The sequence below is a fragment of the Novipirellula herctigrandis genome (genome assembly GCA_007859835.1).
In the GTDB taxonomy this organism is placed as follows: domain Bacteria; phylum Planctomycetota; class Planctomycetia; order Pirellulales; family Pirellulaceae; genus Novipirellula_A; species Novipirellula_A herctigrandis.
In genome coordinates this window covers 4,419-4,921 of the sequence record SJPJ01000004.1, presented here as the reverse complement: position 1 = coordinate 4,921, position 503 = coordinate 4,419, and the positions used below count along the sequence as shown (strand labels likewise).

The 503-nt window shown below is 61.6% G+C and carries 1 protein-coding gene; it reads right to left on the bottom strand.

Translation table 11 applies throughout. From position 1 onward, the window contains the following. On the bottom strand, positions 1-503 hold a 503-nt coding region (locus tag CA13_RS34255; protein WP_146404838.1), incomplete at both ends, for an HYR domain-containing protein.

Genomic DNA, 503 nt, shown 5'->3' with positions numbered 1-503 from the left:
GCATTCGCTTTCGCCGCACCGCCGGTGGTGTCCGCTTCGACCGTGATGTCGGCCGGTGCTGTGATTGTCGGATCCGTCGTGTCGATGACGGTTACCATGGCCGTCGCCGTCGCACTATTGCCGTCATCGTCGCTGGCGGTAAACGTCACTACCGTGTCACCGACTGGCAGCACCACAGGTGCGTCATTAGTGATCGTCAGCGAATCATCAACGATGTCACTGCCGGTCGCGGCCGCCAAGAATGCAACAATCGCAGCATTCGTTTTCACCGCACCGCCGGTGGTGTCCCCTTCGACCGTGATGGCGGCCGGTGCCGTGATCGTCGGATCGGTCGTATCGATGACGGTTACCTTGGCGGTCGCCGTCGCGTTATTGCCGGCATCGTCCGTGGCCGTGAACGTCACCACTGTATCACCAACCGGCAGCACCGCTGGCGCATCATCGGTGATCGTCAGCGAATCGTCGACAATATCACTGCCCGTCGCGGCGGCCAGGAAAACAGC